Annotated in this window: 23 protein-coding genes; 11 read left to right on the forward strand and 12 right to left on the reverse strand. The window is 33.4% G+C overall.

The annotated features are described in order from the left end of the window. Nucleotides 1–2: 2 nt before the first annotated feature. From FND99_RS01710 to FND99_RS01725, 4 genes are all read left to right on the forward strand, one after another. Entirely contained in the window at nucleotides 3–476 is a 474-nt protein-coding gene (locus FND99_RS01710) for a hypothetical protein (RefSeq protein WP_144336268.1), read from the forward strand. 10 nt (nucleotides 477–486) lie between these two features. Further along, nucleotides 487–1,011 (forward strand): hypothetical protein, encoded by a 525-nt coding sequence (locus FND99_RS01715; protein WP_144336269.1) that lies wholly within the window; start codon nucleotides 487–489, stop codon nucleotides 1,009–1,011. 52 nt (nucleotides 1,012–1,063) lie between these two features. Further along, nucleotides 1,064–1,534, forward strand: coding sequence for a nuclear transport factor 2 family protein (locus tag FND99_RS01720; protein WP_144336270.1), 471 nt, complete (start codon nucleotides 1,064–1,066; stop codon nucleotides 1,532–1,534). Nucleotides 1,535–1,675: 141 nt separating this feature from the next. After that, nucleotides 1,676–3,418 carry an APC family permease gene (locus FND99_RS01725; protein WP_144336271.1) on the forward strand — a complete coding sequence of 581 codons (1,743 nt, stop codon included), beginning with the start codon at nucleotides 1,676–1,678 and terminating at the stop codon, nucleotides 3,416–3,418. A gap of 255 nt (nucleotides 3,419–3,673) precedes the next feature. Here the strand turns inward: FND99_RS01725 and FND99_RS01730 are convergent, their stop codons facing one another. Beyond that, entirely contained in the window at nucleotides 3,674–5,161 is a 1,488-nt protein-coding gene (locus FND99_RS01730; RefSeq protein ID WP_144336272.1) for an aminotransferase class V-fold PLP-dependent enzyme, read from the reverse strand. Nucleotides 5,162–5,343: 182 nt separating this feature from the next. Between FND99_RS01730 and msrA the strand changes: the two genes are divergently transcribed. Together msrA and FND99_RS01740 are read left to right on the forward strand one after the other, a co-directional pair. Then, nucleotides 5,344–5,874: a peptide-methionine (S)-S-oxide reductase MsrA gene (gene msrA / locus FND99_RS01735; protein ID WP_144336273.1), complete on the forward strand. Its 531-nt coding sequence runs from the start codon at nucleotides 5,344–5,346 to the stop codon at nucleotides 5,872–5,874. 100 nt (nucleotides 5,875–5,974) lie between these two features. Beyond that, nucleotides 5,975–7,543 (forward strand): protein adenylyltransferase SelO, encoded by a 1,569-nt coding sequence (locus FND99_RS01740; RefSeq protein ID WP_144336274.1) that lies wholly within the window; start codon nucleotides 5,975–5,977, stop codon nucleotides 7,541–7,543. A gap of 154 nt (nucleotides 7,544–7,697) precedes the next feature. Here FND99_RS01740 and FND99_RS01745 read toward each other — a convergent pair whose 3' ends face one another. Together FND99_RS01745 and FND99_RS01750 are read right to left on the reverse strand one after the other, a co-directional pair. After that, nucleotides 7,698–8,663, reverse strand: coding sequence for a YpdA family putative bacillithiol disulfide reductase (locus FND99_RS01745; protein ID WP_144336275.1), 966 nt, complete (start codon nucleotides 8,661–8,663; stop codon nucleotides 7,698–7,700). A gap of 7 nt (nucleotides 8,664–8,670) precedes the next feature. Next, nucleotides 8,671–9,144 carry a CYTH domain-containing protein gene (locus FND99_RS01750; protein WP_144336276.1) on the reverse strand — a complete coding sequence of 158 codons (474 nt, stop codon included), beginning with the start codon at nucleotides 9,142–9,144 and terminating at the stop codon, nucleotides 8,671–8,673. A gap of 275 nt (nucleotides 9,145–9,419) precedes the next feature. On the opposite strand from FND99_RS01750, the gene FND99_RS01755 reads away from it, so the two are divergent. Both FND99_RS01755 and FND99_RS01760 read left to right on the forward strand, forming a co-directional pair. Further along, nucleotides 9,420–10,241 (forward strand): OmpA family protein, encoded by an 822-nt coding sequence (locus FND99_RS01755; protein ID WP_246074152.1) that lies wholly within the window; start codon nucleotides 9,420–9,422, stop codon nucleotides 10,239–10,241. Between the two features lie 19 nt (nucleotides 10,242–10,260). Further along, on the forward strand, nucleotides 10,261–10,809 hold the full coding sequence (locus tag FND99_RS01760; RefSeq protein WP_144336278.1) for a hypothetical protein: 549 nt from the start codon (nucleotides 10,261–10,263) through the stop codon (nucleotides 10,807–10,809). A 166-nt stretch (nucleotides 10,810–10,975) separates the two neighbouring features. Here FND99_RS01760 and FND99_RS01765 read toward each other — a convergent pair whose 3' ends face one another. The 6 genes from FND99_RS01765 to FND99_RS01790 form a co-directional block, all read right to left on the reverse strand. After that, the gene (locus FND99_RS01765; protein WP_144336279.1) at nucleotides 10,976–12,019 is read right to left on the reverse strand and encodes an o-succinylbenzoate synthase; all 1,044 of its coding nucleotides are present in this window, start codon (nucleotides 12,017–12,019) and stop codon (nucleotides 10,976–10,978) included. 91 nt (nucleotides 12,020–12,110) lie between these two features. Continuing rightward, nucleotides 12,111–13,313: a tetratricopeptide repeat protein gene (locus tag FND99_RS01770; protein ID WP_144336280.1), complete on the reverse strand. Its 1,203-nt coding sequence runs from the start codon at nucleotides 13,311–13,313 to the stop codon at nucleotides 12,111–12,113. Between the two features lie 171 nt (nucleotides 13,314–13,484). After that, a complete protein-coding gene (locus FND99_RS01775; protein ID WP_144336281.1) occupies nucleotides 13,485–14,162 on the reverse strand; it encodes a metal-dependent hydrolase in 678 nt (225 codons plus the stop codon). A 27-nt stretch (nucleotides 14,163–14,189) separates the two neighbouring features. Beyond that, complete coding sequence (gene menA, locus FND99_RS01780; protein WP_144336282.1) at nucleotides 14,190–15,152, reverse strand: 1,4-dihydroxy-2-naphthoate octaprenyltransferase; 963 nt, start codon at nucleotides 15,150–15,152, stop codon at nucleotides 14,190–14,192. A 92-nt stretch (nucleotides 15,153–15,244) separates the two neighbouring features. Further along, complete coding sequence (locus FND99_RS01785; protein WP_012024845.1) at nucleotides 15,245–16,078, reverse strand: 1,4-dihydroxy-2-naphthoyl-CoA synthase; 834 nt, start codon at nucleotides 16,076–16,078, stop codon at nucleotides 15,245–15,247. A 737-nt stretch (nucleotides 16,079–16,815) separates the two neighbouring features. Beyond that, entirely contained in the window at nucleotides 16,816–17,673 is an 858-nt protein-coding gene (locus FND99_RS01790; protein WP_144336283.1) for a CvfB family protein, read from the reverse strand. Between the two features lie 143 nt (nucleotides 17,674–17,816). Here FND99_RS01790 and FND99_RS01795 point away from each other — a divergent pair, with 143 nt between their 5' ends. After that, nucleotides 17,817–19,166, forward strand: a complete 1,350-nt coding sequence (locus FND99_RS01795) for a M28 family metallopeptidase (RefSeq protein ID WP_144336284.1) — start codon at nucleotides 17,817–17,819, stop codon at nucleotides 19,164–19,166. Between the two features lie 59 nt (nucleotides 19,167–19,225). On the opposite strand, the gene FND99_RS01800 is transcribed toward FND99_RS01795, so the two are convergent. Further along, nucleotides 19,226–19,567 carry a DUF2853 family protein gene (locus FND99_RS01800; RefSeq protein WP_144336285.1) on the reverse strand — a complete coding sequence of 114 codons (342 nt, stop codon included), beginning with the start codon at nucleotides 19,565–19,567 and terminating at the stop codon, nucleotides 19,226–19,228. A gap of 92 nt (nucleotides 19,568–19,659) precedes the next feature. Beyond that, nucleotides 19,660–21,324, reverse strand: coding sequence for a 2-succinyl-5-enolpyruvyl-6-hydroxy-3-cyclohexene-1-carboxylic-acid synthase (gene menD / locus FND99_RS01805; protein WP_144336286.1), 1,665 nt, complete (start codon nucleotides 21,322–21,324; stop codon nucleotides 19,660–19,662). Nucleotides 21,325–21,699: 375 nt separating this feature from the next. Here menD and FND99_RS01810 point away from each other — a divergent pair, with 375 nt between their 5' ends. Together FND99_RS01810 and FND99_RS01815 are read left to right on the forward strand one after the other, a co-directional pair. After that, nucleotides 21,700–22,875, forward strand: a complete 1,176-nt coding sequence (locus tag FND99_RS01810) for a thioredoxin family protein (RefSeq protein ID WP_144336287.1) — start codon at nucleotides 21,700–21,702, stop codon at nucleotides 22,873–22,875. A gap of 15 nt (nucleotides 22,876–22,890) precedes the next feature. Continuing rightward, nucleotides 22,891–23,388 (forward strand): GNAT family N-acetyltransferase, encoded by a 498-nt coding sequence (locus tag FND99_RS01815; RefSeq protein ID WP_144336288.1) that lies wholly within the window; start codon nucleotides 22,891–22,893, stop codon nucleotides 23,386–23,388. 208 nt (nucleotides 23,389–23,596) lie between these two features. On the opposite strand, the gene FND99_RS01820 is transcribed toward FND99_RS01815, so the two are convergent. Then, nucleotides 23,597–24,175 (reverse strand): glutathione peroxidase, encoded by a 579-nt coding sequence (locus tag FND99_RS01820; protein ID WP_144336289.1) that lies wholly within the window; start codon nucleotides 24,173–24,175, stop codon nucleotides 23,597–23,599. Nucleotides 24,176–24,457: the final 282 nt, after the last annotated feature.

Here is a 24,457-nt window from a genome sequence, read left to right on the forward strand (position 1 = left end):
CTATGAAGAAAGCAGGATTGATTATATGTTTGTTGTTGCTTATAGGATGCAAATCAAAAACAGTCAGCAGAGATACTGACGATTTGAAAATTAAAAAAGTTGCGGTTTCTGAAATTAATTCGAATCAGCAAAAAAAGGCATACGAATTAGGCAAACGTGTTTTGGAAACCTGCAATACTTCAAAGTTTAAACCATTTAATGAAACGGAAGTAACCAAATCTGTAATGGAAAATACGACGGAAGAAAGGCTTACAAAAACCTGTACAAGATTTAGGCAATATTACGGTAGTTTTATTGATCTGAAATTGGATGGTGTTTATAAAACCAAACAAGAAGTCATTTACCGTTATCATGCTTTGTATTCTAAAAAAGTTGCAAATAAAGAGCTTAGAGTTTTTGTAGATGAAAATAATTTGGTTTCTGCCATAAAATCAATGGATTGGGACGAAACATTTGATGCTAAAATAACCGAATAACAAAAAATATATGAGTTTTAAATTATCGCTGTTTTTATTATTATTGATTACAAACTTTGCTAATGCTCAGGAAACTATAAGCGTAAAAGGTTCAAAACCTTACCCTGCCACTAAAAATTATACTTTTATTTGCGAAAAATATGCTTTTTCTGGCGAGTTAAATGTTCAGGCAGCAAAAACAGAAAAAGGCGGTATTTTAAAATTAACTATTGCTACAGCAAATGATCAGGCGCGAATTTCGGGTGGCGTATATGTAGATTTGGTAAATGGCGATGTAATTCCATGTGTTGACAAAAATGTCAAAGAAAGTGCTGATGGTAAAACGACAGCTTATTACTACTTTACTCCGGCAGAAATGCTGAAACTCAAAAAAACCGATATTCAGGCAATCCGATTTATTATTACGGGTCCGTCAAATGCGTTTGGAAACCAAACTGGATATTTTACGGCCCTAAACAGAAACTCTTATTTTTCAACAGCATACGACAATTCCAAGAAAACTTTTGACACAGCAAAAGAAATTAGCGTTTTATAAAGAAAAAACTTAAGATAATAAATATTATATTTATACTCTAATTAAGATTTACATGAACGCCAACGAAAGTTTAATTGCAAAATTTTATACCGCTTTTGCAAATGCCGACGCTAAAACAATGAGTGAATGCTATCATCCAAAAGTGCATTTTATTGATCCAGCTTTTGGATTGCTTAAGGAAGAGCAAGTTTCTAAAATGTGGGAAATGCTTATTTTAAAAAGCAAAGGCAATATAAAAATTGAATTTTCAGATATACATGCCGATGAATTTTCTGGGTCAGCTAGATGGGTGGCAACATACAATTTCAGCAAAACCAACAGAAACGTAGTCAATACTATTACAGCTGAATTTGTTTTTCAAGATGGCTTAATCATCAAACATACCGATAATTTTGATGTGTGGAAATGGTCAAAACAAGCATTTGGCGTAACTGGATATTTATTGGGCTGGACAGGATTTTTCCACAGTAAAATTCAGGAACAAGCTTTGCTTTCTCTAAAAAAATTCCAACAATCCAAATAATATTCTTAACTTGAGTATTCAAAATTCAGATTGACTCTAAATTATTCATTTTCAAACCATTGAAAATACCCGCAGATCAAGATTTTAATTCGTTTGTGGTTTGTAATTCTAAAGTAAATCGTGTTGTAATCTTGAATCATCATGAAAGAAATTGTACACAAAAAATTAAATCAGTTACAGGCAACCGCGATTTGTGGTAACGATATCAGTTCTTCTTGTCTTTATGTTTCAGCGCTGACCATTTTATATGCAGGACAATATGCATGGATTTCTTTATTAATTGTTGCTGTTGTTTTATTTCTTTTCCGAAAAATTTATGCCGAAGTTGTAGGCGCAATTCCTTTAAATGGTGGAGCTTACAATGTTTTACTTAACACGTCAACAAAACGTTTGGCTTCACTTGCGGCAACATTAACCGTTTTATCGTACATGGCAACAGCCGTAATTTCAGCATCAGAAGGCATGCATTATCTGCACGGAATTTTTGAAGGACTAAATGTTACCATTTCAACTGTTGTCATTTTAATTTTATTTACATTTCTGGCTATTTTAGGAATTGGGGAATCTGCTTTTGTGGCTGTAATCATTTTTGTCACACATATTACTACCCTAACTTTATTGGTTCTAGCTTCAATTTGGTTTTTGCTTCATCATGGTCTCGAAACTTTTCATGTTAATTGGCGAACGCCTTTGACAACAGGAAATATTGAAACAGCACTTTTTTTAGGATTTTCGGCGGCAATGCTCGGAATTTCGGGTTTTGAGAGTTCTGCCAATTTTGTCGAAGAGCAAGAACATGGCATTTTTCCAAAAACACTTCGCAACATGTGGGGAATTGTCAGCTTTTTTAATCCAGCAATCGCAATTTTATTAATTAGTGTAATTCCGCTTAGCGAAGTTGGCGAAAACAAAGAATCCCTCCTAGCTCATTTAGGCGAAACAACCGGCGGTTCTTGGTTGGCTTGGTTGATTTCTATCGATGCCGTTTTAGTTTTATGCGGTGCTGTATTAACCTCATTTGTAGGTGTCTCTGGGCTTTTGAACCGAATGACTTTAGACCGAATTTTGCCAAATTATTTTCTAAAACAAAATAAAAGAGGTTCTCATTACAGAATTGTAATCAGCTTTTTAATTCTATGCATTTCCGTGCTTTTTGCCACGCAAGGACATTTAGAATCACTTGCCGGAGTATATACTTTTTCATTTTTAGCAGTAATGGCGTTATTCGGAATTGGAAATTTATTGCTGAAATTCAAACGAAGTAAACTTCCAAGACCAGTACGAGCCAGAGGAATTGCAGTTGTGACGGCTGTAATTTTTGTAATTGCTGCTTTTATTGGCAATATGGAATTAAACATAAATGCATTTTACACGTTTCTAAAATACATGGTTCCGTCGCTAATTTTTATTGGCATAATGCTTAATCGTGTTGCGCTAATCAAACTTTTAATCGAAGCGCTTGAGTATTTTTATCAGCCTTTGCGCCGAATGGTAATTGTGAGCAATCGCTATCTCCAAAATATGAGCTCAAAAATCAACTCACAGGAATTTGTTTTTTTTACCAAAGGTGATGACATTGCAATTTTGAATAAAGTACTTCAATACGTTGAGAATAATGAAACCACAAAAAAACTAAAAATAGTTCACGTCAAAAATGACGGAACAAATAATGAAGCGCTAAAAAAAGATCTTGAAGTTTTAGATCGCGCCTACGACAGCATTGATATTGAATACATTGAAATCAAAGGTACTTTTGGTCCAGACCTTATCGATGAACTTTCTGAAAAATGGCATATTCCAAAAAACTTTATGTTCATTGCTTCGCCAGGAAATAAATTCTCTTACCGAGTTTCAGATCTTGGTGGCGTCCGTTTGATTATGTAATTTTTAGAAGCAGAAGTATCAGTTTTTTCAAGACCTAAACTCCCGCTATCCGTTTCACACGAGCGATAGCGAACTGACGAAGTAATCTTTTATGTCGAACCACGCCACAAAAGGATTTCCACTTCTATCGGGGCTAAATGAGAAATATCATTTTCATAAGAAATAACAAACTGTTTTATACAACAAACCCGACAGTCCCGAAGCCTCGGGATTAAAAACCTGACGGGTTTACTTTATGTACAATTAGAAATTTTCTTAAGATTTAAACCAGCTTTCCACTAATTCATCTTCAAATGAAGTGGCATTTTTATGAACAAACTCATTTGTATTTTTATTATAAGAATAATCTAAAGCCCAAGTTTCGTGATTTTTAGCTAATTCTTTAATGCTGTCACACACATAAGCAATTTCTTCATCTGTTGTCGTTGGGTGAATCGACATTCTGATCCATCCCGGTTTTTTGATCAAATCACCAATCGTAATTTCATTTACCAATTTATTTGAAGTTTCTTGATCAACATGAAGCAAAAAGTGTCCGTAAGTTCCAGCACAACTGCATCCTCCACGAGTCTGAATCCCGAAACGGTCATTCAGCAATTTTACGCCTAAATTAAAATGAAGATTTTCAATAAAAAAAGAAACAACGCCCAATCTGTCTTTATGTTGTCCTGCCAAAATCTTGATATTTTCAACAGGCTCAAGTTCATTAAAAACATAATCAACAATTTCGTGCTCGCGCTGCAAAATGTTTTCAATTCCCATTTCTTCCTTCAGTTCAATGGCAAGTGCTGTTTTTATAACTTGCAAAAATCCTGGAGTTCCACCATCCTCACGATCTTCAATATTATCAATATATTTATGTTCGCCCCAAGGATTTGTCCAGCTCACCGTTCCGCCACCAGGACAATCTGGAATCATATTGTTGTATAATTTTTTATTGAAAATCAAAACCCCCGAAGTTCCAGGTCCGCCCAAAAATTTATGCGGAGAAAAGAAAACGGCATCTAAATAAGATTCTGCATCGGCCGGATGCATATCAATTTTAACATAAGGCCCAGAACAAGCAAAATCCACAAAACAAACTCCATTATATTGGTGCATTAATTTTGCTGCTTCATGAAAAGGCGTTTTTAAACCCGTAACATTCGAACATGAAGTGATTGACGCGATTTTTATAGTTCTGTCTTTATATTTTTCTAAAAGTTCTTGCAAATGATCAAGACTGAAAAGACCTTTTTCACAAGATGGAATAATTTCAACATCTGCAATTGTCTCTAACCAAGACGTTTGATTCGAATGGTGTTCCATATGCGAAATAAAAACGATGGGCTTCTTTTCGTCAGGAACAGTAGTACAGCTTTTTAGATTTTCAGGAATTTTTAACCCCAAAATACGCTGAAATTTATTTACAACACCAGTCATTCCCGTTCCATCTGTAATTAAAACATCATCCTGATTTGCATTGGCATGACGCTTAATAATATGTCTGGCATGATGGTACGCTTTTGTCATGGCAGTACCTGACACAGTAGTTTCAGTATGTGTATTAGCAACAAAAGGCCCGAATTCATTGAGAAGTTTCTCTTCAATTGGGCGATATAATCTTCCGCTGGCAGTCCAATCAGTGTAAATGATGCGTTTTTTGCCAAAAGGAGACGTAAATTCTTGATTTATTCCCACTATATTTTGACGAAAATCCTTGAAATAAGTTTCTAAACTGATGGTATTATTTTTGCTATTCATTTGTATGCCTGAATTTGATTGCAAATATATTGCTTTTTTACGCAATTGCGAATTTATCAATACTAAACTTCAAATTCTAAAGAACCAATTAGTATCTTTAGTTATTTAGTTCTTTTTTTAATAAATTATCATAATATTCTATCGGATTAATAGGCATTAAAAAACAACATACAATATTTTTTATGGAAAATTTATCAGTAGCTACTTTTGGTGGCGGATGTTTTTGGTGTATTGAAGCTGTTATTCAGCGCTTAAAGGGAGTAAAATCTTTAAAATCAGGATATTCGGGTGGTTTTATCAAAAATCCGCCTTATAGAGAAGTATGTACCGGCAGAACCGGACACGCAGAGGTAATACAAGTCACATTTGATCCTGACATAATTTCATATCATGATTTGATTTTCATTTTTATGACAAGTAACGATCCTACAACATTGAATCAGCAAGGTGCAGATGTTGGGACACAATATCGCTCAATAATTTTGTACCATGATTTAGAACAAAAAGCAATTGCTGAACAAGTTTTTAATGAGGTTCAACCTTTATTTGCTACTAAGATTGTAACAGAACTTAAGTCTTTTGAAGTGTTTTATGAGGCCGAAGAAGATCATCAAAATTATTATAACAACAATCAGGATGCGCGCTATTGCCAAATCGTAATTGATCCAAAAGTGCAGAAACTGAAAAAAATGTACGCCGACAGGTTAATCTAATTTTTAGCCACAGATTAAACGGATTTTTATTTGGTTCGCTTAAAATTTCGAAGAAATTTGAAGAAATCCTTTTAATCTGTGGCAAAAAGAAAGTTCAAAAATGAAAAATCTAAAAATAAATAATCGATTTACAGCCGAATTACCTGCAGATCCAGAAACAACAAATGAAGTTCGTCAGGTAAAAAATACTTTATTTTCGTATGTAAATCCAACGGTTCCTTCGAATCCAAAACTGATTCATGTTTCTGAAGATGTTGCGTCATTAGTTGGAATTTCAAAAGAAGAAATTCAATCAGAAGAATTTCTGAATGTTTTTTCAGGGAAAGAAACACTTCCTGAAACACAGCCTTTTGCGATGTGTTACGCAGGTCATCAATTTGGAAATTGGGCGGGACAACTTGGTGATGGTCGAGCAATCAATTTGACAGAAATTGAAAATAATAATCAGTTTTACACACTTCAATTAAAAGGTGCAGGAAAAACGCCATATTCAAGAACCGCAGATGGTTTGGCCGTTTTGCGTTCTTCAATCAGGGAATATTTATGTGCCGAAGCGATGTTTCATCTGGGCGTTCCTACTACTCGATCGCTTTCTCTTATTTTGTCAGGAGATCAAGTTTTGCGTGATATTTTATACAACGGAAATCCTGCCTACGAAAAAGGCGCGATTGTTTGTCGTGTAGCACCTTCGTTTATTCGATTTGGAAGTTTTGAAATGCTGACTGCGCGAAATGAACTTAAAAATTTAAAGCAGTTTGTAGAATTTACAATCAAACACTATTTTCCAGAAATAAGCGGAGAACCGAAAGAACAATATTTGCAATTCTTCAAAAAAGTTGCTGATACAACGCGTGAAATGATTCTGCATTGGCAACGTGTTGGTTTTGTACATGGTGTAATGAATACAGATAATATGTCGATTCACGGAATTACAATAGATTACGGGCCATACGGATGGCTTGAAAACTATGATCCGAATTGGACACCAAATACAACCGACAGCCAAAACAGACGATATCGTTTTGGCAATCAGCCTCAGGTTGCACAATGGAATTTATTTCAATTAGCCAACGCGCTTTATCCGTTGATTAATGAAGCTGCGCCTCTTGAAAAAATATTAGAATCATTCATCAATGATTTTGATTCAGATTATAAAGAGATGTTTTTAAGTAAATTAGGGCTATTTACTTCAATAGAAACTGATAATGAATTAATTTTAGATTTAGAAAAGATTTTACAATTGACAGAAACTGATATGACAATCTTTTTCAGAAATTTAAGTACAGTTGAAAAATCAGATTTTGCGCCAGAAGCAATTGAAAAAATAAAGGATTCTTTTTATAAACCTGAAGAAGTTTCAGGTGAAATTTTAGAAATCTGGACAAAATGGTTTTATGAATATTTGGAAAGATTAAAATCAGAAAGTTTATCAGATGAAGAGCGTTCGCAAAAAATGAACCTGATTAATCCGAAATATGTCCTTAGAAATTATATGGCGCAACTTGCAATCGATGGGGCCGAAAAAGAAGATTATTCATTGATTGATGAACTCTATACGCTTTTGCAAAAACCATATGACGAACAGCCGGAATATGAAAAATGGTTTGCAAAACGCCCAGATTGGGCAAGATCAAAAGTAGGTTGTTCAATGCTTTCTTGTAGTTCTTAAAGTTTTTTTTAGCCACGAATTCACGAATTATTTTTCATGCATACTCCGCAGATTTGGTCAAATATACACCAATTTAATTAGTGAAATCTGCAGCAATCTATACAAATATTTTTAAATCTGTCTAAAAATAATTCGTGAATTCGTGGCTGAAAAACTATTTCGAAGTAACATAATCCACAATCATTTTAGCGTGGATTCTTGAGTTTTCAATAAACCATTTATGCGTCTGCATGCCGCCACAAACAACGCCGGCTAGAAATAATCCTTTTACATTTGTCTCCATAGTTTCAGGATTATAAACAGGTATTTTTAGTTCATCATCCGAAAGTTCGATGCCACTTTTTTCAAGAAAATTTAAATCTGGTTTGTAACCTGTCAAGGCCAAAACAAAGTCATTTTCAATAATAATTTTTCCATCTGGAGTTTCAATTTCAACTTCATTTTCTCGAATTTCGGTAATATTCGATTCAAAAAAAGCCTTGATGCTTCCTTCAGCAATTCGATTTTCAATGTCTGGTTTTACCCAATATTTTACTCTATTATTGATTTCGGTTTTACGAATTACCATTGTAACATTCGCTCCTTTTCGCCAGCATTCCAATGCTGCATCAACAGAAGAATTGTTTGCCCCGACAACTAAAATATTTCTAAAAGCATATTCATGTGCTTCTTTGTAATAATGACGAACCTTTGACAATTCCTCTCCTTTTACATTCATGGTAATCGGAATATCATAAAATCCGGTCGCAATTACAACATTTTTAGAAGAATACATTTTTTTATCTGTGATAATTTCAAAATGGTGATCTGCCTTTTTCTGAATTTCATTTACCTTTTCAAATAGATTAATTGAAAAATTGAAGTAACGATGAATATTTCGATAATATTCTAGAGCTTCTTGACGACCCGGTTTTGGCGCCAGACAGTTAAAGGGAATATCGCCAATTTCCAATCTTTCGGCAGTAGAAAAAAAAGTCATGTAAAGCGGATAATTGAAAATACTGTTTACAATTGCACCTTTTTCGATAATTAAATAACGCAAATTTCTCTTTTTAGCTTCAATAGCACAGGCAAGTCCAATTGGGCCTCCGCCAACAATAATCAAATCATAATCTGTCATAAATCAATTATTTTTGCCAGTCTTTAAATGGATTTTTGCTCAAATAAGCATTATAATATCGTTCGTCATTTGTAACTTCTTCGCCAAGCCAATCTGGTTTTTCAAAAGCTTCTGTTTCTGAATTTAATTCAATTTCAGCCATAACTAATCCTTCATTTTCTCCATAAAATTCATCTACTTCAAAAACGTGGTTTCCAGATTTAATTTCAAAACGAGTCTTCTCGATTTTCCCCTTTTCGCATAATTTTAGCAACTCTTGTGCTTCCTCAAGTGGAATTTCGTTTTCCCATTCAAAACGCGACATACCGCCTTGTTGTCCAATTCCTTTTATAGTCAAAAAACCTCTCGTGCCTTTAATTCGAACACGAACAGTTCTTTCTGGCAGTGAGCTTAAATAACCTTGAGCAATTTTATTTTGAGTAAAAGCCTGTTCTTTAAAATCGTCTGATTTTACAAGAAACTTTCTTTCAATTTCAACCATTTTGATATTTCAATTAATTTATTGCAAGTTACTCATTTTAATTCAGGGCATGAAATGATTTTAAGTCTAAACAGGAACTTTCAAATTATGATTCTTAATATTTAAGAACAACCAATTTAATTGATTATTAACACGTTACACACTATTAATTCACTAAATTTGATAGAATCTTAACTTTGAAACTTATGTCTAAAAAAGCACTTTACCTCTTAGGCATTGCATTAACAATCATTTTGGGTACATTTTTGCACATGAAATTTTGTTGCAATTGCAATATGGAAACACCAGCCGCTGATACAGAAAAAGTACCAACAGTTGCAGCTAAGGACAATAATTTTGTTCCTTTTGTTCTTAATGGTCCAGGAATTAATTTTCAGACCAATGACAACCTCAAATTCTTAAAAAACAGCGCTGCATTGATTGTGCCGGTGAGTGATTCTGTAAACATTGGAATTGAAAATTTAAAAACATTTTTAACCTCCAATCCTAAGCAAAAAGTAACTATTACAGGTTATGCTACTTCTGATGAGACCAATACAACAAAATTTGAAAACTTAGGTTTGGCAAGAGCTGAGGATGTGAAAAATTATTTTATTTCGAAAGGTCTTTCAAATACGCAATTTAATACCAAAGGCGAAATTATCAATAGTTGGAAAACCAATTTGGATACACTTTTAGGTCCTGCCGAGTATAAATTTGAAACTATCGATACAATGGCTACAGCTAGTGACGAATGGAGTATTTTGAAAGATAAAATAAATGCTAATCCGTTGATTCTTCATTTTAGCACTAACAAATCAAGTGAAAATCTTACTGCTGATGAAAAACAAAAAGTGGCGGATATTGCAAAATATATGGATCATGTAAAAGATGCCACAGTACTAATTGTTGGTCATACAGATGATGTTGGAAATCGTGAAGCAAATATTGCTTTAGGGCAAAAACGTGCCGAATTTTCTAAGAATTATTTATCTAAAAACGGTATCGAAGCTTCGCGAATTAATGCCGAATCAAAAGGTCCCGATGAACCTGCGGGTGAAAATACAACCGCCGAGGGCAAAGCCGCCAACAGAAGAACCGTTATTACAATCAAATAATTAATCAAAAAATAGTATCATGAATATACCTTGTATCTTAATACCAGCATTAGTGGGTTTAATCTGTGGAATTTTAGGTTACTTACTAGGAAAAATGAATTCAAAAACTGATAATTCACTTGCAGTATCTCTTCAGGAAGATTTAGACGCCTGCAAAGCAAACACCAAAAATTTAAATGCAAAAATCGCGCAATTGGAAGCTGATCTAGCAGCGAAAGCTAAAATTTCAGCAACGCCGCAGTCATTTGCAACTTCTGCTCCACTTATTGTATTCGACAGTGCATTAGCTGCAACTATTTTCGGAAAAAAAATAAAAGAAAACGACTTAAAAATAGTCGAAGGAATTGGTCCAAAAATCGAAGCTTTGTATCATGAATCAGGAATTACAACTTGGCACGAATTGTCTCAGACTTCAACTGAAAAATCGCAGTCAATTCTTGACGCTGGCGGTGAAAATTATGCTATTCACAATCCAAGCACTTGGGCAAAACAAGCTTTATTGGCTTACCAAGGAAAATGGCAGGAATTGAAAGATTGGCAAGATAGTTTGCTTGGGGGGAAAGAGTAAATGGAGGTTCAGAGGTTCAGAGTTGCAAAGGTGCAGAGGTTTTTTGTCTTTGTCACTTTGAACCTTTTAAATTATAAACTACTAGAAAGACAATTTATCTAATTAAAAAAGAGCCAAAAAAGGTTCAGAGCCAAAAAGAAAAAACCTTTGTCACTCTGAACCTTTGCTACTTTGAACCTTCAAAAAAACTCCATTTTTTTGAATTATTATACCATAATTGTCCTAGAGAAACTTCAAGCGGACAATCAAAATTGTTAGTATAAAGTGCCCCGGTTCCTAGGCCTTGGGGCATTTTTGAATTTTGAATGAACGTCCACTGCGATATAGCATTTAGACCAATATTGCTTTCTAATGCTGATGTAATCCACCAGCCAATTTTGTATTTGTCAGCCAAATCAATCCATTCTTTGGTCCCTCTAAAACCACCAATAAAACTTGGCTTCAAAATAATATATTGCGGTTTAATTTCTTGAAGAAGTTTTTCTTTTTCTTCAAATGAAAATACACCAATCAATTCTTCATCTAAAGCAATTGGAAACGGAGTTGTTTTGCATAAATCTGCCATCGCTTGGACATTACCTTTTTTTATTGGTTGCTCAATACTATGCAATTGAAATTGATCTAGTTGCTGTAGTTTATCTAAAGCTTCATTTAAAGAAAAAGCGCCATTTGCATCTACTCTAATTTCAATTTGTTCAGCTGAAAAATGACTTCTTATAAATTGCAGTAAATCCAATTCTTTTTGAAAATCTATTGCTCCAATTTTTAGTTTTATGCAGGTAAAGCCGTCGGCTAATTTCTCGTCAATTTGCTGTTTCATGAAAGAGGCTTCGCCCATCCAAACCAAGCCATTTATTTGAATTGACTTTGAATTATTAGTAAAATCAGACGGAAATAATAAATATGGTGTTTCACTTTTTAAGGATAAAAAAGCCATTTCAACTCCAAACTGAATCGAAGGAAATTCAAGCAAATTTTCCCAAAGCTCTTTTTCTCCTAAATGAATATTTTGACATACCCATTGCAGTTTTTCTTCATAATCATCGCGATCATCGGCGCTTAAACCGCGCAAAATTCCGCACTCGCCAATTCCTTTTTTTCCATTTTCTTCCAAAATTATAAACCAAGTTTCCTTTTCGGTCATAATTCCCCTAGACGTTCCAGACGGACGCTTGAATTCAAGCATGTATTTTTGGTAAGAGGCGTTCATTTTTTTAAGTTGCTAAGGAACTAAGATTCTAAGATACTAAGGCAAATGATACGAAAACTTAGTATCTTAGAGCCTTAGCATCTTAGAACCTTTAATTATATAATTTTAAAACTTTTTCGAAATCTTTTGATGGAAGACCTGCTTTTTGAAAAATTACAAAATCTGATTTTGTTTTGTCTTTCCAGCTAATGCTGTCCGTTACATTTTGATCTTGGTATTTTTTGTAAATCGTTTTGGCATCACCGTAATTATTGCTCACTAAATACAGATGTGCTAAATTTAATTTTACTAATAATTCTGTGTTGTCAAGCTTTTCGCCTTCTTGCAAAAATTTCAATGCTTTTTCATATTGCTTTGTCAAAATATAACAATAACCAATTGAACTGTAATCTAATGCAGTTGCTTTTCCTTCATTAATTATAGTATTTAATTTCGGAATTGCTTCGTTGTATTTTTCTTGTTTGATTAAAACTGAAGCTTGATTTCTAAGATCGCTAAACACGTTTTTAGAAATATCGGCATCTTTATAACAGGCGTTTCCAAAATCTTTATAGACTTTGTTTTTTTCGATTGGCAACAATTTCTGAAACTCCGTATAACGGTATTGTTTCATGATTTTATCTAAAATGCAAACACAAAAATCATCCGAATTAGCCATTTTTTGTGCCATTGTAGATGTTTTGCACAAACTGATAATATCATTTTTGTTGTCTTGATTCCACCCACGGCTTAGCTTTGTATCCACCCACGGCACCACTTCTAAAACTACTTTTTGTTTTAAAAGCCAGTTTTCGCTGTGAAAACCGAACCAAATCGTACTTACATTTTGTCCTAAACAAGACGACTTATCAAGCGATAATCTTTTGGCATCTTTACTTAAAGCTTCATCTTGCGCATAACAAGCTTTATCGGTTTTCCCGTCGTCGATATATTTTTTGGCATTTTCTGATGAAGTAAATAATGCGTAAGTGCAAGTATCATCACCCGAAATTTTAGACATTAAAAATACAGCTCCAGCAGAACCCTGACTAACACCAGTTGGATCTGGAATAGATTTTAGTACCGAAACCAAACTATTTGCCATTTGCTGATTTTCATCTAAAAGTGTAATTCGGTACACAATTTCGGTTGTTCCAACAGGAAGATCTTCTGTTTTAATGGTGATTCGGTCACGGGCAGAAACAATAATTTCTTTTGTTGTTGCACGTTCCTTGTCCCAATATCCGTCTTTTTGAGCAAAAGAATTAAACGAAATTGTAAGTAAAAGAAATAGGGCTAATCTTTTTAATTTCATATTGATAAATGATTTTTCATATTCAATTTTGTATTTCAAACGAAGGGAGAAATAACACTCGAAATTCTACAAAAAATGGCGATAACGCATGCGGAATTACTTGTGTGATTTCTCCCTTTAGTCGAAATGACATATATTATGCCAAAACTATAAATTCGCTTTTAAAAGAAATTATAATTCAATTGATTCTCCAATTTCTAAAAGCATTAAATCTTTTCCTTTATCGAAAAACTTTTTGATTGCTTCTTCATGATTGATTTCGATGTAACCAAAAGTATCAAAATGGTAGCCAAGAATTTTGTCGCATTCAACAAAATCTGAAGCGATGATCGCATCTTCAACATCCATTGTAAAATTGTTTCCAATTGGAAGAATTGCCAAATCTAATTCCGTTCTTAAAGGAATCAACTTCATGTCATATGTAAGTGCAGTATCGCCAGCGATATAGATATTTTTATGTTCGCTTTCGATTACAAAACCTCCAGGATTTCCTCCGTTAGTGCCGTCAGGAAAAGTGCTTGAATGAATTGCGTTTACATATCTTACTTTTCCAAAATCGAATTTCCAGCTTCCGCCGTGATTCATTGGGTGGGAATTGAATCCTAATTTTGCATAGTAACTCGCAATTTCTGCATTTGAAACAATAACAGCATTTGTCAGTTTTGCAATTGCTTGAACGTCTAAAACGTGATCAGCATGTGCATGTGTAAGTAAAATATAATCGGCTTTTAATTCTCTTAAGTCAATTGCCGCAGCAGCCGGATTTCCTGTAATAAATGGGTCAACAATAATATGTTTTCCTCCAACTTCGATTCCTAAAGATGCATGTCCGTAAAATGTGATTTTCATGATTTTATTTTTTAAGTTGAACTTATTTTATCTTCCTCCAAGGAAAAGATTAACAATAATGTCTGAAATCAATGAAATCATACAAATCGTTAACAATAATGAAAGCAAAAATGTGCTTAATGCCACTTTTTTCAATTCAGGATCTAAAAGCTTCGGATCTTGATTTTTAGCGACTGTAATTAAATGTTTCGTTAACGGAATATAAGCCAATAAGAACAAATATTGATCAAAATTATAATCGCTTAAAATAGCAAAAAGAACCACCAAAATCATAGCGGTAATTATGATTGTAAAATGATAAATTTTAGCTTTTGCTCCGCCAATTTGAACTACAATAGTGTTTTTTCCAGATTTTCTGTCTGATTCTTCATCACGCATATTATTAAGGTTCAAAACAGCAACACTCAATAAACCAATTGCAATTGCTGGCAGAATCAAAAGAGGATCAACTTCTTTAGAATATAAAAAGTTGACTCCCAAAGTACTTACCAATCCGAAGAAAATAAAAACAAAAACGTCTCCAAATCCTTTATAACCATAAGCCGAATTCCCTACTGTGTAACGAATTGCCGAAATAATTGCCGCAATTCCTAACAGTAAAAAGAAAATAGAATATCCGAAATTGTCTTTTCCAAAAGCAAAATAAATTAATATCACAGCTGACAATAATGTAAGCAATGAAGTAATAATAATCGCTTTTTTCATGGCCTGAGGTGTGATTTTACCACTTTGAATAGCGCGCTGCGGCCCTACTCTGTCCGCATTATCTGTACCTTTCACTCCGTCGCCATAATCATTGGCAAAATTGGATAAAACCTGCAAACCAAGAGTTGTCAATAGTGCAAAACCAAAAATTTTCCAGCTAAATACTTCTGTTGGCGTATTGATTGTTTCTGTTGGGTTTGATAAAGCATAAATACTTCCTACAATAATTCCAGAAACTGATAAAGGCAGTGTGCGCAGTCTAGCGGCTTCAATCCAATGTTTCATTTATTTTTTAGTTTATTTTGTTTCAGGTTTCAAGTTTCACGTTTCAGGTTCGTAACTTGAAACCTGAAACTTTAAACTATTTTATAACTTTTTTATGGCAACCATTTGTTTTCGCCAAAGTTTGGTTTTCTTTTTTCCAAGAATGCATTTCTTCCTTCTTTTGCTTCTTCGGTCATATACGCTAGGCGTGTTGCTTCACCGGCAAAAACTTGTTGTCCAACCATTCCGTCGTCTGTCAAGTTCATGGCAAATTTCAGCATTTTTATAGAAGTTGGTGATTTTTGAAGAATTTCCTGTGCCCACTCATAAGCAGTTGCTTCAAGTTCGTCATGCGGAATTACAGCATTTACCATTCCCATTTCAAAAGCTTCTTGCGCAGAATAATTTCGCCCTAAAAAGAAAATTTCACGAGCTTTTTTCTGACCAACCATTTTTGCTAAATAAGCAGAACCGTAACCACCGTCAAAGCTTGTTACATCAGCATCCGTTTGTTTAAAAATTGCATGTTCTTTACTTGCAAGCGTCATATCGCACACTACGTGCAAACTATGTCCACCGCCAACAGCCCATCCTGGAACTACTGCAATAACAACTTTTGGCATAAAACGAATCAAACGCTGTACTTCAAGAATATTTAAACGATGTTGTCCGTCATCTCCCACATAACCTTGATGTCCGCGTGCATTTTGATCGCCTCCACTGCAAAAAGAATAAACGCCATCTTTAGTTGAAGGCCCTTCAGCAGAAAGCAAAACTACCCCAATCGAAGTGTCTTCCTGTGCATCATAAAAAGCCTGGTATAATTCTGAAGTTGTTTTGGGACGAAAAGCATTTCTAACATTTGGTCTGTTAAAAGCGATTCTTGCAACTCCATTACATTTTTTATATGTTATATCTTCAAATTCTCTGGCGGTAATCCAATCCATTTTGTATAGGTTTATTAAAAAATTATAGTGTAAAAATAAAGCATTTTTACATTTTTACCTACTCAATTTGATTTAAGTCTTATGTCAAAAGAAGCTTTGAATGTTAACAATTAGAGACGTTAGGCAAAAAATAACACTTTTTAACATTAGTTTTGAAAAATAATAATTAATTTTACACCCTAGAAATCAACGAGATACAATTTATTTTGTTGATATAAGATTGATTTTCTTTCACTGATTTATTAACCTAAAAAATGATTTTTTTGAGAAAATTTAAAAAATTTGTCGCTCATTTTTTTACGGTTTTAATTAGTAAAAAAACCATGAACAATGAGCAAATGATTTATGCGTTTGTCAAAACTTCAAAAAGGAGATAGTAACACCTACGGTTAAACAATAGAATTGTTCAAAGTAATTAGTATAAGATTGATTACGAAAAGAGGAAAAATACTAACTGAAACTTTCTAAAAGTTATTTTATCAAACCAAATGGATTAGCCGTGAATTCGAGCTTTTGTTAATGAAAATGAATGTATTGATTGTTTAAAAGACATACCCAGATGAAAAAGTAATTTCTAAAATTTATAAAGCTATTATTTTTTTAATGGATTCGAATTATTTTATTTCTGTTTTTTTTTAATTACAATTTTTTTTAAAACTAGAATAAAAAGAGAGAGGCTGCTTGTAATGAGCAGCCTTTCTTGTTGTAATGAATTTTTTATTGGAATTTTTAAAGTTCTAAGACTCTTTTACCAAATAAATTCCGTCTTCTTTTATTTCAATAAGTTTTTCTTTGTATAAAGCTCCAACAGCCTTTTTAAAAGTCTTTTTACTCATTTTTAAAACGGTTTTGATGTCCTCTGGATGCGAATTATCGTTTAAACGCAAGAAACCGCGATTGGCTCTCAATTCGTCCAAAATTTTCTCTGCATTTGGCTCAATACTCTGGTAACCTTGAACTTGTAAAGCAACATCTATTTTATTATCAGGACGAATATTTTTGATGTAACCGCGCATTCTGTCTCCAGTTCTAATTGAATCATCATAAACTTCATCTTTATATAAAAGACCTTTGTGTTGCTCGTTTATGATAACATTTATCCCTATTTCTGTAATGTGCGAAACGATCAAATCTACTTCTTCGTCTTTTTCAACCGTCAAATGATCGTTGCTCAAAAACTGATTTGTTTTGCTAGACGCAACCAAGCGTTTTGTTTTTTCATCTAAATACAGATAAACCAAATATCGTTTTCCTTTTTCCATTGGGCGCGCTTGTTCTTTAAACGGAACAAGAATATCTTTTTCCATTCCCCAATCCATAAAAGCACCAACCTGATTGACGTAGTTTACTCTCAAAAGCGCAAATTCATTCAACAAAATATAAGGTTCAAGCGTAGTCGCAACCGGGCGCTGTTCGTGATCCAAATAAACAAAAACCACAAGCTCCTCGCCTATTTCAAATTCATTTGGAACATATTTATTTGGAAGCAAAACATCGTGAATTCCATCAGGATCTTTTTCAGGATTTCCTAAAAACAAGCCCACTTTAGTATCACGTAATATAGTAAGTGTATTGTATTTTCCTATTTCAAGCATATTCTTAAATTTCTATGATGCAAATGTACGAAGTTTGAGAATGGTAATCCGAAAAATATGCGGGATAAAAAAAAGAACCAGACAATTTATTGTAGTTTGAAGGTTTTGGTTAAATTTGGAAACCTATAATTAATCCCGAATCAATGAAAAAGACCATTATTTACGCCGCTTTTGCTTTTCTAATTTTCACTAAAACCTCTGTTGCTCAAGTTTCTGAAGATCCAGAAATAAAGAAAATGATTAGTGAAATCAAAGCTGAAAATCTTGAAGCAACCATAAACAAACTGGTTTCATTTGGAACCCGACATACGTTAAGTGATCCTAAAAATAAAACGAAAGGAATTGGCGCAGCACAACAATGGGTAAAATCTGAGTTTGACAAATTTGCTTTGGAATCGAACGGAAGGTTAACTTCTGAAATTGATTATTTTACTGTAAAAGCCGACGGAAAAAGAATAAATGTTGATAGCCAGATTGGAAATGTAATGGCAACTCTAAAAGGTACTGACCCAACTGATAATCGTGTCCTTATTATTAGCGGACACTTAGATTCACGTGTTACAGATGTCATGAACATCAAATCAAATGCTCCTGGAGCAAATGATGACGGATCTGGCGTTGCCGCAGTTATTGAATTGGCAAAAGTGATGAGCAAAAGATCATTTCCGGCTACAATTATTTTTGTTGCTGTAACTGGTGAAGAACAAGGTTTGATTGGTGCTCGCCACCTTGCCGAAAAAGCAAAAGAACAAAACTGGAATATTGTTGCAATGCTGAATAATGATATGATTGGCAACAGCTTATCCAGTGGAACAAACTTAAGAGACAATACTCAAATTCGTGTTTTTAGTGAAACTATTCCGTATTTAGAGACCGAGGAAGAAGCTAAAATGCGAAAAGCTACAAGCCGAGACAATGATAGTCCGTCAAGACTTTTGGCACGTTATATTAAAACGGTTACAGAACAATATGTAGATCAGCTGAGTGTGAAATTAGTTTATAGAAATGACCGTTTTTTGCGTGGCGGTGATCATACGCCTTTTAGCCAAAATGGTTTTACAGCCGTTCGTTTTTGCGAAATGAATGAAAACTTCGATCATCAGCATCAGGACTTGAGAACCGAAAATAATATCAAATATGGCGATTTGCCAGAGTTTATGGATTTTGATTATTTGAGAAAAAATACCTGTGCCAATTTAGCAACCTTGGCAAATTTGGCTTCATCACCAAAAGTGCCAGAAAATGTTGGAATTGAAGTTAAAAAACTTTCTAACTCATCAACATTGATTTGGTCAGCTCCAGAAGGAAAAGCACAATATGGCTACCAAATTTTAATGCGTGAAACTTCATCTTCGCACTGGGAAAAAACTTTTTTCGTAAAAGATACGCAGGTTGAAATTCCGTATTCTAAAGACAATTACTTTTTTGCGGTGCAGACTGTAGATGCCTTAGGACATGCAAGTTTGCCGGTTTTTCCAATTCCAATTAAGTAGCATTTGATTAAAAAAGAAAGCGCCCATTAAAGGCACTTTCTTTTTTAATCTATTATTTATTATTTGTAATGACTTTCTTTTTTAAAGTGCAATACTAATAAATAATACACTACTGCTCTGAATTTATGCTTATTAGATTTGCCATATTTTTCCATCACAGCATTAATTCCTTCATCTAAAGCTGGCGAATCAGACAATCCTAATTTTTTAATCAGAAAATTGTTTTTTACCGTTGCTAATTCTGATGGTTGCGATGAAGCAACTGTAGATGAATCTGCATTATAAATTGATGGACCGCAGTCTATCGTAACTTTTGTAAGCAAATCCATGTTTGGTGTCAAACCGCATTTCGCTTTTAGATCTTCGGCATACTTCTTAATTAATTCTTCTCTTACGCTCATAATTTTAATATTGGTTACAATTAATGCGACCAAATTTAAAATTAAAATCGGTTAGTTTGTAAATTTTAACAAAATTTAACTTACAAAAAAAATTAATTCAATTCCTTAAAATATTGTTTTAAAATTACATCATTTTGAGCTGTAGGCGTGAAAATTTCAAGAATAACTGGTGAATTATCATCAAAATACAAATCAGAAATACCTTTTTGAAGCGATTCATTATCAGAAGCTTGCAAATATCTGAACTTGTACATTTTAGCTAAATGTTCAGCCGTTAAATGATGCGAAGTTTCAAAATAAGTATTAAAAACAGGCTTTTCTTCATGACCAGGCAAAATTCTGAAAATCCCTCCTCCTCCATTATTTATCAAAATAATTTTGAAGTTTTTCGGGATGTAAGAATTCCACAATGCATTGCTGTCATATAAAAAACTGATGTCACCGGTTACAAAAATATTTTGTTTTTCATTTGCCACAGCTGCTCCAATCGCTGTCGATGTACTTCCGTCAATTCCACTAGTACCGCGATTACAGAAAACTTCAATCGAATCATCAATATCAATTAACTGTGCATATCGAATTGCCGAACTGTTGCTGATTTGCAGTTGACTGTTTTTTGGTAGAGATTTAATTATTTTTTCAAAAACTTTAAAATCTGAAAATGGAATTTTCTTTAAATATTCTTCTTTTCTTTTATTTCTTAGACTATAAATTTTATCGATTTTCTTAAAGTAATTACTAGCTACAAATTCTGTTTTTGGAAGCAGATCTTTAAAAAAATCATTTGGTTCCATTACAAAATGTTTACTTAAAGCATTAAATGTATCATATGCCCGTAAAGTATCTATATGCCAGTGATGTGCAGGTTTATACTTGCGTAAAAAAGCTTTAATACGTTTTGATACAATCATACCTCCAAAAGTGATTAAAACTTCTGCTTCCAACTCTTTAAAATCTGAATCGTCAAATGGTGTAATTAAAGTATCTATGCTATTAATAAAACTCGAATGATGCAAATTTGAAGTCGTTTCAGTAAGCACCACAATCGACGGATCATTGGCAAAATTTTCTAGAATTTCCTGCTCTATAGAGTTTACTTCATTTATTCCTCCAATAAGAATTAGTTTTCTTTTAGCCGAATTCCAAATGGAAGCAGTTTCTTCGCTATTGTCAATAATTTTGGTTGGAACTTTTTCTTCCAAAATTGTGATTTTTGGTTGCACAGAAAGTGTTTCAACTGTTTCATACAAAGGCTCCTCAAAAGGCGCATTAATATGAACTGGACCTCTTTGCAAAATTGCAGTTTCAATCGCTTTATTTATTTTTAAATCATTTTCGTCAGAAGTTTCTTCTGTCAAATTTGCATTGAAAACAGAGTGATTTTCATAAACATTTTGCTGACGAATGGTTTGTCCGTCTCCAATATCGATCTTGTTTTGCGGACGATCAGCAGAAATTACGATTAATGGAATCTGACTGTAAAAAGCCTCTGCAACAGCAGGATAATAATTCAATAATGCAGATCCTGAAGTACATACAATTGCTGTAGGTTGTTTGGTTTGTTGCGCAATCCCCAAGGCAAAAAAGGCTGCACATCGCTCATCAGCAATGCTGTAGCATTTAAAATTTGGATTTTGAGCAAATCCTATAGTTAAAGGTGCATTTCGCGAACCTGGAGAAATTATAATGTTTGTGATTCCTTTTGCTGAACAAATTTCGATAATGCTTTGAGCAAGCGGTATTTTGGGGTAAATCATTCCTATGGCGTATTATTTTTTAAGAAAATCTAAAAAAACGGATTTTCTTTTTACTATTACAAAGTTACAAACTTCATGTTTGATTTAACTTATAAATAGGAAGATATTGAAGTACTTTTTAGAAAAAGGGAATATATTTGTAAAAGTAAATTTGCAATAAAGACAACTCTTTATGTATAATTAATTTTAACACAAGAAACATAGATCTAAGACTCCGAAAAGGGCGTTTCACTTATTTAAAACAAACATAGTTGGCTATGTGAAAGAAATGTGTTTCTTTTTTACCATCTTTTTTTCAAAAATAGAATCTATGTTTCTATGTGTTTAATAAAAATTTCATGATTTAGACTCAACGGCTAAAAAAATATACTGCTTATGCGTTTCTTATACATATTCATCCTTATTATTTCGATGCAGATTGTAAATTCTCAAAATCAGTTTGTTCCAGATGATACGCCATATAAAACCGCATTAGAAAAAGCAAAAACAGAAGGAAAACCAATTTTTATAATGCTCTATGCTGAATGGTGTCCGCATTGCAATCAAATGAAAAAAGAAGTTTTCAGCAATCCTGATGTCATGGCTTTTTTAAAAGAAAACTATGTATGTATTTGGAAAAACATTGAAAAAGAAGAAGGAATTGCTTTAAAAAACAAATACAATACGAAATCATTGCCGACATTTTTGTTTTTGGATGCCAATGAAACGCTTTTGTACGCTTTGAAAGGCGAAATGAAAACGCCGGAGTTTATGACCGAAGCAAAATATGCTTTGAATTCCAGAATGCAGCTTCCTTATTTAGAGAAAGAATTCATGTCGGATCCAAGCAATTCAGATAAGTTTTTCACGTATTTAAACACTTTGAAAAAAGGAAAAGACAGAAGTGAATTATCGCCTGCAACGCATATTTATTTGAACACACAATCTGATTCACAATTAATTAGCGAAACAAACTGGAGAATTATTGCAAATGGTGTAACGGATATAAAATCTAGAGAATTTCAATTTGTTTTAAAACACCAAAAAGAATTTGCTGCTGTGGCTTCTCAAAGTCGTGTTGATCGCAAAATTGAAAGTATTGTAACCGAATTGCTTCGACCTTATGTTGATAATTTAGACACCGTAAATTATTACAAACAACGAGAAGTTGCAAAATCGATTCGGCTACAAAAAACAGATTCATTGGTTTTTAAATTTGATCTTACTTTAGCCGAACGAACTGAAAAATGGCAGTTTTACAAAAAAACAACTTTAGAAAATACTCAAAAATTAGTTTGGAATGACGCCAGCTTTTTAAAAGATATCGGACAGACCTATTTAAAACATATCAACGATACTGAAAGTCTCAAAAAATCAATATTCTGGGTAAAACATTCTTTGGAAATAAATGATTCTTACGATGGAAATCTTCTGCTGGCAAGGCTTTACAATAAAATAAAAGATAAGAAATCGGCTTTGCAATATGCAAATGATGCGAAAGCGATTTGTACTGAAATGACTTGGAACCCCAAAGAAGTAGATACTTTATTAGCTGAACTAAATACAAAATAACACAATACAATTACAATGGAAGTAAAACTCAGACCTGCGACTGAAAATGATTTGCAAAAAATTCTGGATATAGTAAATCATTCTATTTTGCACACCACGGCAAATTATAGTTATGATATTCAAACGCTTGAAATTCAAACCAAATGGTTTGAAGATAAAAAAGCTAAAAATCTGCCAATTGTTGTTGCCGATTTAGATGGCGAAGTTGTAGGTTTTGGAAGTTACGGTCAATTTCGAGAAAAAATTGGTTACCAATACACTATCGAACATTCAGTATATGTTGTGGATAACGTGATTGGAAAAGGTATTGGTTCTAAATTATTAACCGAATTAATTCACCTAGCAAAAGAACAAGGTTATCATATGATGATTGGCGCAATCGACGCAGAAAATACCGCAAGTATTGCTTTTCACGAAAGATTTGGTTTTGTAGCAACAGGAACGATTCGCGAAGCAGGCTATAAATTTGATCGTTGGCTTGATTTGGTTTTTATGCAGTTGATATTGGTTTAACCGTAATTAATTGATACACCGTTTTTGTCATTTCGACGAAAGGAGAAATCACACTAGTATTTCTTCACAGTGAGTCGACAATCTTTGTAGAGTTTCTAGTGTGATTTCTCCTTTCGTCGAAATGACATACTTTATGTAAATAAAAAAAAAAAAATCCACAAACTTGAATTTCTTCAAATTTGTGGATTTATTGGTTTCGGCCTTATGATTAGCTTTTAATCCAATTGATAACTTCTGGCTCTGTAACTAATGTTTTAGGTTTGATTACTTTTACCAATTCTCCTTTTTCATTAATTAGATATTTTTGAAAATTCCATTCTACTTCAGAATCCTGCAAGCCATTTTTTGATTTTTGAGTCAAAAACTTATAAACTTCGCACATATCATCGCCTTTTACAGAAACTTTATCCATCATTGGGAAAGTTACGCCATAATTAAGCTGACAAAAGGTAGCGATTTCTTCGTTTGTTCCAGGTTCTTGCGATGCAAAATTATTTGCAGGGAAACCTACAATTACAAAACCTTTGTCTTTATACTCTTTGTAAACCGCTTCAAGATCTTTGTACTGCGGCGTTAAACCACATTTTGAAGCCGTATTCACAATCATGATTTTTTTTCCTTTTAGCGAAGCAAAATCAAAAGTTTTTCCTGATAAATCTTCAACTTTAAATTGATAAATGTTTTGTTTTGCCATGATTTCTTTTTTTGGTTTAAGACTCGTTTGAGCCTGAACTTGTGAGGCTATCATAAAGAATGCGCTGCAAACTAAAATTGCTATATTTTTCATTGTATAATTTTTTTATAAAATTAGTTAAAATCTGTTTTACAAAAGGAGTTTGATTATTTTATTTTCTATTAAAGATTCGTTAAAAAAATGAAGCCTAACGTTAATCAGACGTTAGGCTTCCCCCCATACAAACAAATCAAACCATGAATTAATTATTATGCCTTATTGCGTTTTCATAAATTAAAGTGAGACTATGTAAAAGAGTTTTTCTTTATTTCCGGTCTCGTGGTATTATATGTATAAATTATAGTTGATGTCTCTCGGTTGTGGTGAAAATTAATT

Source organism: Flavobacterium daemonense (genome assembly GCF_007341385.1).
Classification (GTDB): Bacteria; Bacteroidota; Bacteroidia; order Flavobacteriales; family Flavobacteriaceae; genus Flavobacterium; species Flavobacterium daemonense.